Origin of the sequence: Glaciihabitans sp. dw_435 (genome assembly GCF_018449675.1) — a bacterium.
Lineage (GTDB): Bacteria > Actinomycetota > Actinomycetes > Actinomycetales > Microbacteriaceae > Glaciihabitans.
In genome coordinates this window covers 1-14,897 of sequence record NZ_JAAVUZ010000033.1, presented here as the reverse complement: position 1 = coordinate 14,897, position 14,897 = coordinate 1, and the positions used below count along the sequence as shown (strand labels likewise).

15 protein-coding genes are annotated in these 14,897 nt (G+C 66.2%); 6 read left to right on the top strand and 9 right to left on the bottom strand.

Annotated features, from left to right (window positions below; all coding sequences use genetic code 11):
• Positions 1-29 precede the first annotated feature (29 nt).
• The gene (locus HB677_RS18010) at positions 30-1,001 is read right to left on the bottom strand and encodes a malate dehydrogenase (protein ID WP_213817123.1); all 972 of its coding nucleotides are present in this window, start codon (positions 999-1,001) and stop codon (positions 30-32) included.
• A gap of 4 nt (positions 1,002-1,005) precedes the next feature.
• Positions 1,006-1,965 (bottom strand): thioredoxin domain-containing protein, encoded by a 960-nt coding sequence (locus tag HB677_RS18005; protein ID WP_213817122.1) that lies wholly within the window; start codon positions 1,963-1,965, stop codon positions 1,006-1,008.
• Positions 1,966-2,226: 261 nt separating this feature from the next.
• Here HB677_RS18005 and HB677_RS18000 point away from each other — a divergent pair, with 261 nt between their 5' ends.
• Both HB677_RS18000 and HB677_RS17995 read left to right on the top strand, forming a co-directional pair.
• A complete protein-coding gene (locus HB677_RS18000; protein WP_213817121.1) occupies positions 2,227-3,321 on the top strand; it encodes an ABC transporter ATP-binding protein in 1,095 nt (364 codons plus the stop codon).
• Between the two features lie 82 nt (positions 3,322-3,403).
• The gene (locus tag HB677_RS17995) at positions 3,404-4,681 is read left to right on the top strand and encodes a DUF4032 domain-containing protein (protein ID WP_213817120.1); all 1,278 of its coding nucleotides are present in this window, start codon (positions 3,404-3,406) and stop codon (positions 4,679-4,681) included.
• Between the two features lie 155 nt (positions 4,682-4,836).
• On the opposite strand, the gene rlmB is transcribed toward HB677_RS17995, so the two are convergent.
• The 4 genes from rlmB to HB677_RS17975 all read right to left on the bottom strand — a co-directional run bounded on the left by rlmB (position 4,837) and on the right by HB677_RS17975 (position 9,106).
• Positions 4,837-5,874 carry a 23S rRNA (guanosine(2251)-2'-O)-methyltransferase RlmB gene (gene rlmB, locus HB677_RS17990; protein WP_213817119.1) on the bottom strand — a complete coding sequence of 346 codons (1,038 nt, stop codon included), beginning with the start codon at positions 5,872-5,874 and terminating at the stop codon, positions 4,837-4,839.
• Positions 5,871-7,307, bottom strand: coding sequence for a cysteine--tRNA ligase (gene cysS / locus HB677_RS17985; protein WP_213817118.1), 1,437 nt, complete (start codon positions 7,305-7,307; stop codon positions 5,871-5,873). The genes rlmB and cysS overlap by 4 nt, the downstream gene beginning before the upstream one ends.
• Before the next feature lie 61 nt (positions 7,308-7,368).
• Positions 7,369-8,607, bottom strand: a complete 1,239-nt coding sequence (gene ispD, locus HB677_RS17980; protein ID WP_307852641.1) for a 2-C-methyl-D-erythritol 4-phosphate cytidylyltransferase — start codon at positions 8,605-8,607, stop codon at positions 7,369-7,371.
• A 16-nt stretch (positions 8,608-8,623) separates the two neighbouring features.
• On the bottom strand, positions 8,624-9,106 hold the full coding sequence (locus HB677_RS17975; RefSeq protein WP_213817116.1) for a CarD family transcriptional regulator: 483 nt from the start codon (positions 9,104-9,106) through the stop codon (positions 8,624-8,626).
• Between the two features lie 129 nt (positions 9,107-9,235).
• Between HB677_RS17975 and HB677_RS17970 the strand changes: the two genes are divergently transcribed.
• Positions 9,236-9,784 carry a hypothetical protein gene (locus HB677_RS17970; RefSeq protein WP_213817115.1) on the top strand — a complete coding sequence of 183 codons (549 nt, stop codon included), beginning with the start codon at positions 9,236-9,238 and terminating at the stop codon, positions 9,782-9,784.
• Between the two features lie 119 nt (positions 9,785-9,903).
• Here HB677_RS17970 and HB677_RS17965 read toward each other — a convergent pair whose 3' ends face one another.
• Together HB677_RS17965 and HB677_RS17960 are read right to left on the bottom strand one after the other, a co-directional pair.
• Positions 9,904-10,584, bottom strand: coding sequence for a response regulator transcription factor (locus tag HB677_RS17965; protein WP_213817114.1), 681 nt, complete (start codon positions 10,582-10,584; stop codon positions 9,904-9,906).
• Entirely contained in the window at positions 10,581-11,735 is a 1,155-nt protein-coding gene (locus HB677_RS17960; protein WP_213817113.1) for a cell wall metabolism sensor histidine kinase WalK, read from the bottom strand. Before HB677_RS17960 ends, HB677_RS17965 begins: the two co-directional genes overlap by 4 nt.
• Positions 11,736-11,899: 164 nt before the next feature.
• Here HB677_RS17960 and phoU point away from each other — a divergent pair, with 164 nt between their 5' ends.
• Both phoU and HB677_RS17950 read left to right on the top strand, forming a co-directional pair.
• Complete coding sequence (gene phoU, locus HB677_RS17955) at positions 11,900-12,553, top strand: phosphate signaling complex protein PhoU (protein ID WP_213817112.1); 654 nt, start codon at positions 11,900-11,902, stop codon at positions 12,551-12,553.
• Positions 12,554-12,593: 40 nt separating this feature from the next.
• Positions 12,594-13,085 (top strand): AAA family ATPase, encoded by a 492-nt coding sequence (locus HB677_RS17950; RefSeq protein ID WP_213817111.1) that lies wholly within the window; start codon positions 12,594-12,596, stop codon positions 13,083-13,085.
• Between the two features lie 30 nt (positions 13,086-13,115).
• On the opposite strand, the gene HB677_RS17945 is transcribed toward HB677_RS17950, so the two are convergent.
• On the bottom strand, positions 13,116-13,862 hold the full coding sequence (locus HB677_RS17945; RefSeq protein WP_213817110.1) for a phosphoglyceromutase: 747 nt from the start codon (positions 13,860-13,862) through the stop codon (positions 13,116-13,118).
• Between the two features lie 52 nt (positions 13,863-13,914).
• On the opposite strand from HB677_RS17945, the gene HB677_RS17940 reads away from it, so the two are divergent.
• Positions 13,915-14,688 carry a class I SAM-dependent methyltransferase gene (locus HB677_RS17940; RefSeq protein WP_213817109.1) on the top strand — a complete coding sequence of 258 codons (774 nt, stop codon included), beginning with the start codon at positions 13,915-13,917 and terminating at the stop codon, positions 14,686-14,688.
• Positions 14,689-14,897: the final 209 nt, after the last annotated feature.

Genomic DNA, 14,897 nt, shown 5'->3' with positions numbered 1-14,897 from the left:
GCTAGGCGGCCACAAAGAAGCGTCGCGTTTTACCGGCCGATGCCGCCGGCCAGTTTCCACTCGTGCTGCAGCTCGTCGACCGACAGCCCGATCTGCGTCGTCGCCTCGTCCGTCAGCGACAGGCCCTGCACGATCTCCCAGTCGCCCCCGGTGGACGTGACGGGGAACGAGCTCACCAGCCCCTCAGGAATGCCGTAGGAGCCGTCAGAGAAGACGGCGGCGGACGCCCAGTCATCGGCAGGTGTTCCCCCGACCCAGTCCCGCATGTGACCGACGGCCGATAGCGCAGCGGATGCCACGGACGGACCGCGCAGATCGCGCACGACGTGCCCGCGGCGGGCCACCTCGGTCGCGAACGCCTCGTCCGTCCAGGCGGCGTCGTGCACCACGGGAGTTCCCGCCACCCGCACGTTAGACGCGTCCGCGTACTGGGTGTCGGAGTGGTTACCCCACACCGCCATCCGCGTCACGTCCTCGGTCGGTACCCGGTAGTGCCGACTGAACGCAGCGACGGCGCGGTTGTGGTCGAGACGGGAGAGGCCGCTGAAGCGGGAGCGCGGGATGTCCCGTGCCGCGGCCGACATCAGACCAACCGTGGTGTTCACGGGGTTGCTCACCACCACGGCGCGAATGTCGTCGGCCGCCCCCGCGTTCAGCGCGGCACCGTGCTCGGCGGCAATGGGGACGGCGCTCTCCAGGAAGCCGAGGCGGTTCGTACCCGGCGTCAGTTTTCCGGAGGCCACCAGGAACGCGATGTCGGTTCCGTCGAAGGCCGCGGTGGCGTCATCGAACACATCGACGCTGTGCAACATCGGGAAGATCGTGTCCTCGAGCTCGAGCGCCAGTCCCTCCACCCTGGAGGTCGAGCGCGGTGTCGACAGCAGTCGCAGGCGCAGTGGGGTGCGCCTGCCCAGCAGGGCACCGGCGGCCACGGCAAAGGCGATGTCGTAGGCGATCTGGCCCGAGGCACCGGAAATGGTGACGACGGGAACCGAGGTCATCCGGTTACGCCTTGGGGGTGGCAGTCGAGGTAGCGGTTGGCTTGCGCGTCGGTGTCGGTGTCGCGGTCGGCGTGGGCGTCGGAGTTGCCGTTGCCTGCTCGCTGAACGTCTGTCCGGCGGCCTGCAGCACGAAGGTCGCGAACGCGTCCGCGTCTTCTACCCCGCCCTTGTACTTCACTCCGTTGACGAGGATGGTCGGCGGGCCGCCCACCGTTTCGGTGGAGTTGGGGATGGGTCCCTCGAGAGCGCGGAGCGTTGCCGCCTGCACCCATCTCTTGAACGTCTGGTCGCGCACGCACTGGGCGATCTTGTCGTCGTTGGACACTCCCGTGTCGTTGAGGATCGCGATCAGTTGGTCGTCGGAGAGCCCGGCGGTACGCACCTTCGGCTGCTTGGCGAGCAAGGCCTTGTTGACCTCCCAGTACGACTTCGGGGAGTAGTTGGCCACGCAGGCCGCGGCGTTGGCCGAGCGTGTGGAGTACTGGGTGCCCTGTGAGTTCGGGTTCAGCACCGAGATGGGGTGGATCTCCACGGTGGCGGAGCCGTGGTTGAGCCACGATTCCATCTGGTCGCTGTTGGTCGCCTCGAACGCCTTGCAGAAGGGGCAGTAGTAGTCGGTGTAAATCTGGATGTCCACGACGTCGGAACCGGTGGCCAGCTTGTTGGGCACGGGAGTCGCGTCCGCGGCGAGCGCGGCCGTGGGGGTCACGGCGTAGTTCTTGCCGATCTTGATGCCGTCGCTGAGCATGTTGCGCGGACCAGGTCCTGCGGGGCGAACCGTGTTGATGATCACGAGCGTCACCACAGCGATCACAGCGAGAGAAACGATGATGATGCTGCCGCGAAGAAGGTAGCGGCGACCGCGTTCCCGCTTCTTGTGCTGGTGTCGAAGCGCCTTTGACTTCTGTCGAGCCGCCTCGCGGCTCTGGCTGAGGTTGCCTTCGTCGGCACCGCCGTACGTCATCTAGCCTCACTCACAATGGTGGCAATCGAATGCCGAAAGAAAGTCGTTTGGGTCGCCACCACTGGGTAAGGCGCCGAAAGCATACTAAGAGCACAGTCTGGGAAACGTCCAAACGTTGCCTGAGCCACTCTGCCACTACTTGGGTGCCCGCGCTGGCATCACCCCCACCCCGGGTGACATAATGACCCGTGGTGGCTCACGCCACCATCCATTCACTCGGATCGTCCGGCACGTACCTGCCGGTGAAGGAGCAATTTAACAATGGCATCTGTAACTTTTGACAAAGCGACGCGTCTGTACCCGGGTTCCACCCGTCCTGCAGTAGACGCTCTTGACCTTTCGGTCGCCGATGGCGAGTTCCTCGTCCTCGTTGGACCGTCCGGTTGCGGTAAGTCCACGTCGCTTCGAATGCTCGCCGGCCTCGAAGAGGTCAACGAAGGCAGCATCCTCATCGGGGACCGCAACGTCACCGACGTTCCCCCGAAGGACCGCGACATCGCGATGGTCTTCCAGAACTACGCGCTGTACCCGCACATGACGGTCGCCGAGAACATGGGCTTCGCCCTGAAGATCGCCGGCGTCAACAAGGACGAGCGTGCCACCCGCGTTCTCGAGGCCGCAAAGCTTCTTGACCTTGAGCCCTACCTCGGCCGCAAGCCGAAGGCGCTCTCCGGTGGACAGCGTCAGCGCGTCGCCATGGGCCGCGCGATCGTTCGCCAGCCCCAGGTCTTCCTCATGGACGAGCCGCTGTCGAACCTCGACGCCAAGCTGCGCGTTCAGACGCGTACGCAGATCGCATCGCTGCAGCGTCGTCTCGGTGTCACCACCGTCTACGTCACCCACGACCAGACCGAGGCGCTCACCATGGGTGACCGTATCGCCGTTCTGAAGGACGGCGTTCTGCAGCAGGTCGGATCGCCCCGCGACCTGTACGAGCGCCCGAACAACGTGTTCGTCGCCGGCTTCATCGGCTCCCCCGCGATGAACCTCTTCCAGGCAGACCTGACCGACGAGGGCGTGATGTTCGGCAACCACGCAGTCCGTATCGACCGCGCAACCCTCGCCGGCATCAACCAGAAGTCAGTCACCGTCGGAATCCGCCCGGAAGACGTCACCGTCACCACCTCCGGCGACGGCCTCCCCGTTGAGGTCGACGTCATCGAGGAGCTCGGTGCAGACGGCAACCTGTACGGTCACGCGGACGTCGCGGGTAGCCGCGTCGACCTGTGTGTCCGTGTCGACGGCCGTGCGCACCCGAACGCCGGTGACAAGGTCTTCGTCACCCCGAAGGAAGGCCACCTTCACCTGTTCGACATCGAGTCCGGTGCTCGCGTGGGCGAAGCTGTCATCGCGTAACTCGTAAGTTGTGGATGAGCCTGCCACCCGTATCGCGGGTGACAGGCTCATTCGTCTTAACACCCAAGAAGGTTGAACGACAATGGCTGGCTCTCTCAATATCACCGCGGCGATCGCCGATCCCGCGCTTCTCGACCTGCCCTGGAACCTTCCCCTCGAATCCTGGCCCGATGACGCGATCGCCGCGCTGCCCAAGGGAATCTCGCGGCACCTCGTGCGCTTTGCGCACCTGAGCGGGTACGTCGTCGCCATTAAGGAAACCTCCGCGGAGTTTGCCCGCCGCGAGTACGAGATGCTGCGCACCCTGCAGCGCATGGAGATCCCCTGCGTCGACCCGGTCGCGGTGATCACCAACCGCAGCACCCTCACCGGTGAGCCGCTCGAGTCGGTGCTCGTCACCCGTCACCTCAAGTTTTCCCTCCCCTACCGCGCCCTCTACTCGCAGAGCCTGCGTCCCGACACGGCGACCCGCCTCGTCGACGCCCTCGCCGTCCTGCTGGTACGCCTGCACATCGTGGGCTTCTTCTGGGGCGACGTCTCGCTGTCGAACACCCTGTTCCGTCGCGACGCCGGCGCGTTCGCCGCCTACCTCGTCGACGCCGAGACCGGTCAGCTCTACGACGGCCTCTCCAACGGCCAGCGCGAGAACGACCTCGAAATCGCGCGCGTCAACATCGCCGGCGAGCTGCTCGATCTGCAGGCCGGCGGCCGACTCGACGAGGACTTCGAGCCCGTCGAGATCAGCAACGGCATCGTTGCCGCGTATCGCACGCTCTGGAAGGAGCTCACCGGCTCGGAAGAGTTTGACCAGTCCGAGCGCTGGCGCATCAACCAGCGCGTCGAGCGTCTCAACAACCTCGGCTTCGACATCGAAGAGCTCGCCATCAAAACGGATGACACGGGCACCCAGGTTCGGATCCAGCCGAAGGTTGTCGATGCCGGCCATCACCAGCGCCGCCTGCTCCGGCTCACCGGACTCGATGCCCAGGAAAACCAGGCCCGGCGCCTGCTCAACGACCTCGACTCGTACACGGCCGCGTTCGACAAGCAGAGCCTCGACGAGGAGATGGTGGCCCACGAGTGGCTCGCGCGGGTGTTCGAACCCGTCATCCGCGCCATCCCGAAGGATCTCAAGGGACGTCTCGAGCCGGCAGAAGTGTTCCACCAGCTGCTCGACCACCGCTGGTACATGTCGCAGAACGAGAAGCGCGACGTACCCCTGGCCGAAGCGCTGAACTCCTACGTGGACGAGGTGCTGCGCCACCGTCGCGACGAGGCGACGGTCATCGATCCGCCCACCGGCGCGATCACCCTCCCCCTCGGCATCGTCGACGAGGACGACTGGCGCCTGAAGGTCTAACCGGCGCGGCGCACCCGTGCCCCGGGTTTCCGGGTGGCGGGAGTTAACGCAGGCTTCGGCGGGAGAACGTAACAGGCGGCGGGAGTCGTAACTCCCGCCGCCTGCGTCGTTCTCCCTCCGGCCGCGGTGTCTCCCGCCGGCCGGTGGTACTGGTGCTACTTCTTGGCCTGCGCGCGCAGCTTCGAGATTTCGTAGAGCGCGACGCTGGCAGCGATACCGGCGTTGAGCGACTCGGTTGCCGCGTTGATCGGAATCGACACGATCGCGTCACACGTCTCGGCGACGAGGCGGGACAGGCCCTTACCCTCGCTGCCGATGACCAGCACGACGGGCTCGTTGGCGAGCGTCAGGTTGGGCAGCTGCATGTCGCCGTCGCCGTCCAGGCCGAGCACGAACACTCCGCGCTGCTTGAGTGCCTTGAGCGTGGCGGTGAGGTTCGACGCCATCGCCACGGGGGTGCGGGCAGCGGCGCCGGCGGAGGTCTTCCACGCGGACGCGGTCAGTCCGACCGAGCGACGCTGCGGCAGGATCACGCCGTCGCCACCGAACGCGGCAACGGAGCGGATGATCGCACCGAGGTTACGCGGATCGGTGATGCCGTCCAGCGCGACGAACAGCGGCTTCTTGCCACGGCTGATCGTGAGGTCCAGCAGTTCCATCGGGTGCGCGTACTCGTACGGCGGCACCTTGAGCGCGAGGCCCTGGTGCACGGAGTCGAAGCCGGCGAGGCGATCAAGCTCCGGACGCATGACTTCGAGAACCGGGATGCCACGGCTGGTCGCCAGCTTGAGAACTTCTTTCACGCGGTCGTCGTATTCGATGCGCGTGGCAACGTACAACGCGGTCGCCGGGATCTTGGCGCGCAGAGCCTCGAGCACGGAGTTACGGCCGGTCACGACCTCGGTCTCGTCGAGCGGCTTGGCGCGGCTGCCTTCCTGGCGCTGCTGGCGCGGCTGCTGCGGTGCACCGTCGGACGAGCGGGAGGGCTTGCGTCCACCGGCCGCCTCGAAGCGCTCGTTTGCTGCCTTGCGCTTTCCCGCGGGGTGGTACGGACGGTCTTCGGCCTTGGGGGTCGGCTTCTTGCCCTCGAGTGCCTGGCGGCCCTGGCCGCCGGAGCCGACCTGCTTGCCCTTGTTGGTTCCCTGGCGCACGGCGCCGGGACGGCCCTTGCGTTCTCCTGAAACGTTCTTCACTGTTCAATGCTCCAATGTGATCCAGACGGTGTGTCTTCGATCGAAATTCCTGCCGCAGTGAGTGCACCGCGGATACGGTCTGCCGCGGCGAAGTCCCGGGTCTGGCGGGCCTTGTCTCGGTCTTCGAGGAGCTGCTCTACGAGCAACCCCAGTGCACGATTCGCGGAGTCATCCGCGCTTTCGTGCCATTCCGGCGAGAGCGGGTTGATCCCCAGCACCTCGGTCATGGCTAGTACTTCGCCGCGCGTCTGAGCGGCGAGGGCAAGATCTTCGTCATCGAGGGCCGCGTTGCCAGTGCGCACACGTTCGTGCAGCACCGCGAGCGCCTGCGGAACCGCGAGGTCGTCGTCCATCGCAGCGGCGAATTCCTCGGGTATTACGGGAGCTCCACTGCCGGCGAAACGCGTTCCCGCCAGACGACGGTCGACGCGCGACAGGAAAACCTCAATGCGCTCGAGAGCGGCCTCAGCCTCAACGAGTGCTCCGTCATGATAGTCGACGGTGGACCGATAATGCGCGGCTCCGAGGTAATACCTCACCACGAGGGGCCTGGCGAGGTCGAGAAACTCCGACGCGAAGATCGAGTTTCCCAGTGACTTGGACATCTTCTGCCCGTTCACGTTGACCAATCCGTTGTGCACCCAGTAGTTGGCAAAAGGGTCACCGGCGGCGTTCGACTGGGCGATCTCGTTCTCGTGGTGCGGGAAGCGCAGGTCGAGTCCACCGCCGTGGATGTCGAACTGCGGGCCGAGGTAGCGCGCGGCCATGGCCGAGCACTCGATGTGCCAGCCGGGACGACCGCCACCCCACACGGACGGCCAGGACGCCGAGTCGGGCTCGCCCTGCTTGGTGCCCTTCCAGAGCGCGAAGTCGCGGGGGTCGCGCTTGCCCCGCGGGTCGGAATCGGCGGCGGCGACCATATCGGCCGGTTTCTGGTGCGTCAGTTCGCCGTAGGCGGGCCAGCTCGCGGTGTCGAAGTACACGTCGCCCGAGTCATCCGCCGCAGCATAGGCATGCCCACGCTCAATGAGCCGCGTGATCAGCGCCTGCATTTCGCCAACGCTCGCGGTGGCACGGGGCTCGTAGGTGGGCGCGAGGATGCCAAGTCGCTGGTAGCCAGCGGTGAACTCGAGCTCGTAGCGGTAGGCGAGCGCCCACCACTGCTCGGTCGCGGAGATACTGGATGCCCCGCCCGCCGCGTTCGCGAGGATCTTGTCATCGATGTCCGTGACATTGCGCACGAGGGTCACGGCGAATCCGCGGTAGCTCAGCCAGCGGCGCCAGATGTCGTAGACGAGCGCGGAGCGCAGGTGTCCGATGTGGGGGGACGACTGCACCGTCGGACCACATACGTAGATGCCGACTTTGCCGTCAACAAGAGGGACGAAGTCCGCGAGGGCCTGCGCCTTGGTGTCATAAAGCCGGATAGTCACCTGCCGAGTTTAGCGGCGCGGATGCCCCGTTCCGGCTTGTTACTGCACCGGAGCGACAGCGTTATGCACGCAAAAGCGCGGTCGCGATGGCGGAGATTCCCTCGCCGCGACCAGTGAATCCGAGGCCGTCGGAGGTCGTCGCCGACACGCTGACGGGCGCACCCACCGCGGAGGTGAGGTGCTGCTCGATCTCGATGCGCCGGGGTGACAAGCGGGGCGTGTTGCCGATGACCTGCACAGCGATGTTCTCGATGTCGAGTCCGTCGCCGCGCACGAGGGCGAGCGTCTCACGCAGGAACACCTCGCCGTGCGCGTTCTCGAAGCGCGGGTCGGCGGTGCCGAAGCGTCCACCGATGTCACCGAGGCCCGCGGCCGACAGCAGTGCGTCGCAGATGGCGTGCATCACGACGTCACCGTCGCTGTGCCCGGCGAGCCCGACCTCGTTGGGCCAGTACAGCCCGCCGAGCCAGAGCGGCTCGTTCGGGTCGTAGCCGTGCACGTCGATACCGATGCCGGTGCGCAGGCCAAGGCTCGCGCCGCGGCGGTGAGTGGATGCCTCGGGCTGCGCCCCCGGCGCCACGAGGCTGCCGGCCCGCCGCAGGTCCCAGGGGGTCGTGATCTTGAAGGCGAGCGGGTCGCCGGCGATGACGGAAACGGTCAGACCCGCCGCCGAGAACAGCGCCGCGTCGTCGGTGTACTCGATCTCGGCCGCGGCGTAGGCGGCAACAAGCTCGACGCGCGGGAAGCCCTGCGGCGTCTGCACCGCGGTGAGCTGGGAGCGGTCGACGGTCTCCACGGCGATGCCGTCGGCGACGCGCTTGATGGTGTCGGAGACCGCGAGGCCGGGGATGACTCCCGCCGCGGTGGTGCGGACGGCGTCGATGACCGCAGCGAACTGGGTGTGCGGCGTGAGCGCGCGCGCCGAGTCGTGCACGAGGACTGTCTCGACGGATGGGGCGAGCACGGCAAGACCGGCGGCGACGGATGCCTGCCGCGTCGCTCCGCCCGGGACAACGGTGACCGAGGCATGAGCCACGCCCGCGGCATCCGCCCCCATGATCCGCGCCTCATCGAGGAGTTCAACCGGAGCCACCACGATGACCTGCACCTGCTCGGGCAGCTGGAAGATGGAGTCGAGGGCGCGGGCCAGCACGGTGCGTCCGCCGACGTCGACGAAGGCTTTGGGCAGAGGCTGGCCGAGGCGCGTGCCGCTGCCGGCGGCGACCACGATGACGGCGACAGTGACGTCGTCGGACGGGTCGACGGCGTCGACGGAGGACGTGGCGGAGAAGTCTTGCACGGGGAACCCGCTCCCGCTAGGAAGCGAGTACCTCATCGAGGACGTTTGACGCCTGCTCCTCGTCGGTCTTTTCTGCGAGGGCAAGTTCGGACACGAGGATCTGGCGCGCCTTGGCGAGCATGCTCTTCTCTCCGGCAGACAGGCCGCGGTCTTGTTCGCGGCGCCAGAGGTCGCGCACCACCTCGGAGACCTTGATCACGTCGCCGGAGGCCAGCTTTTCGACGTTCGCCTTGTAGCGCCGCGACCAGTTAGTCGGCTCTTCGGTGAACTGTGCGCGGAGAACGCTGAACACGCGGTCGAGTCCCTCCTGGCCGATGACGTCACGGACGCCGACGAGGTCGACGTTCTCGGCGGGAACCTCGATGATCAGATCGCCCTGGGCCACCTTGAGCTTGAGGTACAACTTCTCTTCACCGCGGATGATCCGCTGCTTCATTTCGATAATGGTCGCAGCGCCATGATGCGGATAAACGACAGTTTCGCCGACCTCAAAAAGCATGGATGGGGATCCCTTCGAACCGGTCAAGTTTACCACAGGGGCCTTCTTCTAAGGCTTGCCTTACCTAGCGCCAACCCGCCGTCTCGCTAGGCTAAGCTGTCGAAAGATTTGTTGGTTCTGGAGGGTCCCGTGAGAGCACGTATTGCTGCATCCGTGGTTCTGGCGACCGGGCTGATGCTCGCGTCGACAGGGTGCACATTCTTCAGCCCCATTTCGACCCAGCTGGCGTATGACGCCAGCGACGGAATCAGCACCACCGTGGGCGACATCGAAGTGCGCAACGCCTTCGCCGTGACCGCCGACGGAACCAACGTCAACCTGGTCATGGTCATGATCAACTCGGGCACCGAGACTCAGGTCGTCAAGGTTCAGTACAACTTCGACTCGACCACCGAGAAGCCCAGCGACCAGCTGGTGACGATCGAGGCCGGCGAGACCATCTCGTTCGGTAACGGCAACGGCGCCCCGAACATGGTGCTCGAGAACGTCGACGCCAAGCTCGGCGGTCTTCTCCCCGTCTTCATCCAGTACGGCAGCGAGACCGGCCAGACGATGCTCGTCCCGGTGCTCGACAACTCGCTTCCCGGTTACTCGACGCTGCTGCCGACGGTTACGCCAACGCCGACCGTGGTTCCGACGTCCAAGCCGACGGCCACCGCCGGCCCCGTCACCGGCTAATCACTTCGGTCCACCAGAGCCACGAAAGCCCCGCACGACTTCGGTCGGACGGGGCTTTTGCGTTGCGGCGGGTCATCCGCTCTCCGGCGTCTGCACGGTGCGGGGATGGCGGCGCGTGGCTAGGCCTCGAAGCGGTAGCCGAGGCCGCGGACGGTGACAAGCATGGTCGGATCCGACGGGGTCTTCTCGATCTTGGAGCGGATGCGCTTGATGTGCACGTCGAGGGTCTTGGTGTCACCGAAGTAGTCGGCACCCCAGACCCGGTCGATCAACTGGCCGCGGGTGAGCACGCGGCCGGAGTTGCGCAGCAGCAGTTCGAGCAGCTCGAACTCCTTGAGCGGCATCGGGGTGTCCTTGCCGCCGACGGACACGGCGTGGCGCTCGACATCCATGCGCACGGAGCCGGCCTCGAGGATGATCTCCTTGGCCTCGTCATCCTCGGTGCGACGGCGCAGCACCGCGCGGATGCGGGCGAGCAGCTCGCGGGTCGAGTAGGGCTTGGTGACGTAGTCGTCGGCGCCGAGCTCGAGCCCAACCACGATGTCGACTTCGCTGTCCTTGGCGGTCAGCATGATGATGGGGACGACCGAGCGCGAGCGGATTTCGCGGCACACCTCGGTTCCGGACATGCCGGGGAGCATCAGGTCGAGCAGCACCAGGTCGGTTCCGTTGCGGTCGAACTCCGCCACGGCGCTGACACCATCGGCGACGATGGTGGTCTCATATCCCTCGCGTCCCAGCAGGAACGCGAGGGGCTCGCTGAGGGACGGCTCGTCTTCGACAATAAGAATGCGGGTCACTGTTCTACTCCCAGGCTGGCTGCGGTGGCGGGTGATGCCTCCGGCAATCGGATGGTGAAGGTCGACCCGCTACCGGGCTGCGACCAGACGCGCACATCGCCACCGTGGTTCTGGGCCACATGCTTGACGATGCTCAGGCCGAGCCCCGAGCCGCCGGTGTGGCGGCTCCGAGCGGGATCGACCCGGAAAAAACGTTCGAAAACACGATCGAGTTCTTCTTCGGGAATGCCAACGCCCTGATCGGTGACGGCAAGCTCCACGATGCCGTTGGAGTTGTTCACTCCGACGCCTATCCGCGAACCCTTCGGAGAATACTGGATGGCGTTCGCAATGAGGTTGTGCAGGGCAACGGCGAGCAGGGGCTCGTCACCGTAGACCGTTGCCCCCTTGTCGCCGCCGCTGACGATGTTGATGCGGTTGGCGTCGGCGGCCACGCGGTTCTGGTCGATTGCCATCGCCACGACGTGATCCATGGCGACGAGCTCGGGCTTGGCAAGGGCGTCGGCGGCCTGCAGCCGGGAGAGCTCGATGATCTCCTGCGTGATGCGGCCGAGACGCTCGGCCTCCTTGGTCAGGCGCTTGGCGAAGCGACGCACCTGCTCCGGTTCATCCGACGCGCTCTCCAACGCCTCAGCCAGCAGTCCGACCGCGCCGATCGGTGTCTTCAGTTCGTGACTGATGTTGGCGATGAAGTCGCGGCGCACATCATCGAGGCGGTAGGTCTCGGTGCGGTCTTCGGCGAGGAGAAGAATGTAGCGGGCGCCGAGTCGGGCGACCCGCACGAAGAAGTGCATGCTGGCGTCCCCGAACGGACCGCGCGAAAGCGTGATCTCCTCGGAGGCAGGCTCGCCGCTGCGGCGCACCCTGTCGACAAGGGCGACAAGCTCGGGATGCACCAGCGCCTGGTTCCAGACGAGGCCAAAGGCCAGCGCTCCCGGCGACGCCTTGAGCACCGTGTTCGACGGATCGAGAACAACACCGGCGGATTCGAGAACGTCCAGAACCTGGTCGATGCCGTCCGGAACGGTGGGACTCGCGACGGACGCCGCTTCGTGACCGCGGCGCGCAGCAGCAACGACGATCACAACGATGCCCGCACCCACTAGCACACCGAAGGCCAGCGACAACGGCACCAGCAGGGCGGAGTCCATGCCACTAGATTAGTTAGTACTTGAGGCACCACCCGACTGAAGAGCACAAATGGCCGGGGCACTTTCCCTACTGTTCAGGAACAGTCCACCGGCTGTTTACCCGACGAAGGCAGTGTGGCCTCATCTGTGCGGGACTCTATTCTCGCGGCGAAAGGACCCCCACGATGCGCGAAGTATTCCAGCAGGAACTGCAAGAGGTGCAGGAACGGCTCGTAGAGATTGCGAGCCTCGTCTCCATCTCCATTGAGAACGCCACGCGCGCTTTTAACGAGTCCAACGTCTCCCTCGCCGAGACTGTCATCGCCGATGACGACAAGATCGACACCGCGGCCCTCGAGCTCGACGAGCTCGCCATCAACATCCTCGCGCGCCAGCAGCCGGTCGCCCGCGACCTGCGCATTGTCGTCAGCGCCCTGCGTATCTCCGCGTCGCTCGAGCGCATGGGCGACATGGCCGAGCACATCGCTCAGCTCGCCCGCTACCGCTTCCCGGACAAGGTCGTTCCGAAGAGCCTGCGCAGCACCTTCGCGGAGCTTGGCTCCCTCGACGTTGCCATCTCCCGCAAGCTCGTCGAGCTGCTGCGCACCGAAGACGTGCGCCTGGCCGAAGAGATCCGCAACGACGACGACCAGATCGACGCGCTGCACCTCAGCGTCTTCGACAAGGTGCTCGGTGAGACCTGGAAGGGCGCCGCCGTCGACACTGTCGACGCGACCCTCGCTTCCCGCTACCACGAGCGCTTCGCGGACCACGCGGTCTCCATCTCCAAGAAGGTGCAGTACCTCGCCACCGGCGAATGGGTCGCAGCAGAGCTGTAACCAGGTGCGGCTACCGGCCAAAGCCTGAAACACTGGGCACATGGCAACAGTCGCGATTCTCGTCAATGGCATTCACGGATCGGGAAAGTCCGACCTCGCCGAAAAGCTTGCTGCGGTGCTCGGATGTCCCGTGCTGGCGAAAGACGCGGTGCTCGAGGATCTCGCCGACATTGCGGGCACCACCGCAGACCGGGCCGCGCTCGATGCGCTCGCGATGAGCACCATCTGGGCGCTCGGAAAAGCTGTGCCCGACGGGATCGTGATCGATGCGGAGATCGCTGACCGCGAGATCGCCCTGCGCGGGGCCGCCGTCACCGGCGCGCTGCGCCTGGTCGAGGTGTGGTGCGACCTGCCCGCGGATGAGGCGCGCGTGCGCGCTGAGGGCCGCCCGAGGCATCCGATCCACGCTTCCGCACCCGCGTCACCCGCCGACGCCGCGCCCCTCGGGCTGTGGCCGGTCGTGCACGTGAACACGCGTGTGGCGGTGGACTTCGGCCAACTCCTGCCGGAGCTGGCCGAACTCCTCCCCTAGTACTGGCGGCTCACCACCGGCGGTGCCGTGTTACTTCTTGCCCTGGTTCGCGACCGCGGCGGCTCCCGCTGCGGCGGCCTCGGGGTCGAGGTACGCGGCGGGCTTCACGGGCACGAAGTTCTCGTCGAGCTCGTAGACCAGCGGGATGCCGGTGGGGATGTTGAGCTCCGAGATGTCGTTGTCGCTGATGCCGTCGAGCAGCTTCACGAGCGCGCGCAGCGAGTTGCCGTGCGCGGTGACCAGCACGGTCTTGCCGGCGGCGAGGTCGACGGTAATGTCGGACTCCCAGTAGGGCAGCATGCGGTCGATGACCAGCTTGAGCGACTCGGTGCGGGGAAGGTCGGCGTCGGGAAGGTCGGCGTAGCGCTCGTCGTGCACCTGGCTGTACTCGGCGTCGTCGTCCAGCACGGGCGGCGGCACGTCGAAGCTGCGGCGCCACTCCTGGAACTTCTCCGGTCCGAACTTCTCGAGCGTCTCGGCCTTGTCGAGACCCTGCAGGGCTCCGTAGTGACGCTCATTGAGACGCCAGCTGCGCTTGACCGGGATCCACAGGCGGTCGGCCACCTCCAACGCGAGGTTGGCGGTCTGGATCGCGCGGGTGAGCACGCTCGTATACAGGATCTCGGGCTTCAGGCCCGACGCGGCAAGCAGCTCGCCGGCGCGCTTGGCCTCGGTCACTCCCTGCTCGCTGAGGCGAACGTCCACCCAGCCGGTAAAGAGGTTCTTCTGGTTCCAGTCCGAGTTGCCGTGGCGCAGCAAAATGAGCGTGTAAGTCATGTCCCCAGCTTATCGACGCGGGGCGACCCTCCCACCTTGGGATACTTGAACCATGGCGGAAGGGCGGGTAACGCGGGGAACAACGGGCACGAACCGCCTCCGCCGTGTCGACCGCTGGATCGCCACTCTTCCCGCGCTCCGTCGCGCGACCGATCCCCTGGTCGTCGACCTCGGCTACGGAGCGAGCGCGACCACCCCGCTCGAGCTGTATTCCCGGCTGGCGCGGGTGCGCCCCGACGTCGAGGTCATCGGGATCGAGATCGAGCCGGAGCGGGTACGCGTCGCCTCGCTGTCGGCAATCCCCGGGGTGAGTTTTCGGGTGGGCGGATTTGAGATCCCCCTGAGGGACGGGCGCCGGCCCACGGTCATCCGCGCCTTCAATGTCCTTCGTCAGTACGACGAGTCCGAAGTCGCGGCAGCATGGGACCGCATGGTCGCCCGCCTGCAACCCGGGGGCGTTCTCATCGAGGGCACCTGCAATGAGGTCGGGCGTGTGTGCAGCTGGGTGGATGTCACGGCCGATGGCCCCCAGGCGTTCACTGTCAGCCTGCGTCTGGCCGACCTCGACAAGCCTTCGATCGTCGCCGAGCGGCTGCCGAAGGTGCTGATCCACCGCAACGTGCCGGGTGAGCGCATCCACGAGTTCCTACTGGCGCTCGACCGGCAGTGGGCGGTGCACGCGCCGCTGTCGACCTACGGCCCGTCGCAGCGCTGGATGGCCTCCGTCGAGGGAATGAAGGCGGCCGGATGGCCCGTGCGGGGCTCACGCGCACGCTGGAAGTTGGGCGAATTGACCGTCGACTGGGCAGCGGTCGCGCCGCTGTAGTCGTGTGCGTCGTGCCCTGATGGAAAACCCCCTATTCGTTGCGCCGCGGCAGGCAGGACGACCTATTCGGCTGTGATGCCGCATGGCTGCCGCTGCCGTTGCCTGATTCCGGGCGAGTTCGGCAGCCGGCGGCGAGTTCTCGCGCTAATCCGGGCCGGTTCGGCGCCGTCGCGGAGGCGATTTCGCCATTCCGGGCGAGTTCGGCGCAC

Coding starts and splice junctions, on each gene's coding strand:
- HB677_RS18010 (WP_213817123.1), bottom strand. CDS start 1,001: ATGACCTCGGTTCCCGTCGTCACCATTTCCGGTGCCTCGGGCCAGATC.
- HB677_RS18005 (WP_213817122.1), bottom strand. CDS start 1,965: ATGACGTACGGCGGTGCCGACGAAGGCAACCTCAGCCAGAGCCGCGAG.
- HB677_RS18000 (WP_213817121.1), top strand. CDS start 2,227: ATGGCATCTGTAACTTTTGACAAAGCGACGCGTCTGTACCCGGGTTCC.
- HB677_RS17995 (WP_213817120.1), top strand. CDS start 3,404: ATGGCTGGCTCTCTCAATATCACCGCGGCGATCGCCGATCCCGCGCTT.
- HB677_RS17975 (WP_213817116.1), bottom strand. CDS start 9,106: ATGCTTTTTGAGGTCGGCGAAACTGTCGTTTATCCGCATCATGGCGCT.
- HB677_RS17960 (WP_213817113.1), bottom strand. CDS start 11,735: ATGGACTCCGCCCTGCTGGTGCCGTTGTCGCTGGCCTTCGGTGTGCTA.
- phoU (WP_213817112.1), top strand. CDS start 11,900: ATGCGCGAAGTATTCCAGCAGGAACTGCAAGAGGTGCAGGAACGGCTC.
- HB677_RS17950 (WP_213817111.1), top strand. CDS start 12,594: ATGGCAACAGTCGCGATTCTCGTCAATGGCATTCACGGATCGGGAAAG.
- HB677_RS17945 (WP_213817110.1), bottom strand. CDS start 13,862: ATGACTTACACGCTCATTTTGCTGCGCCACGGCAACTCGGACTGGAAC.
- HB677_RS17940 (WP_213817109.1), top strand. CDS start 13,915: ATGGCGGAAGGGCGGGTAACGCGGGGAACAACGGGCACGAACCGCCTC.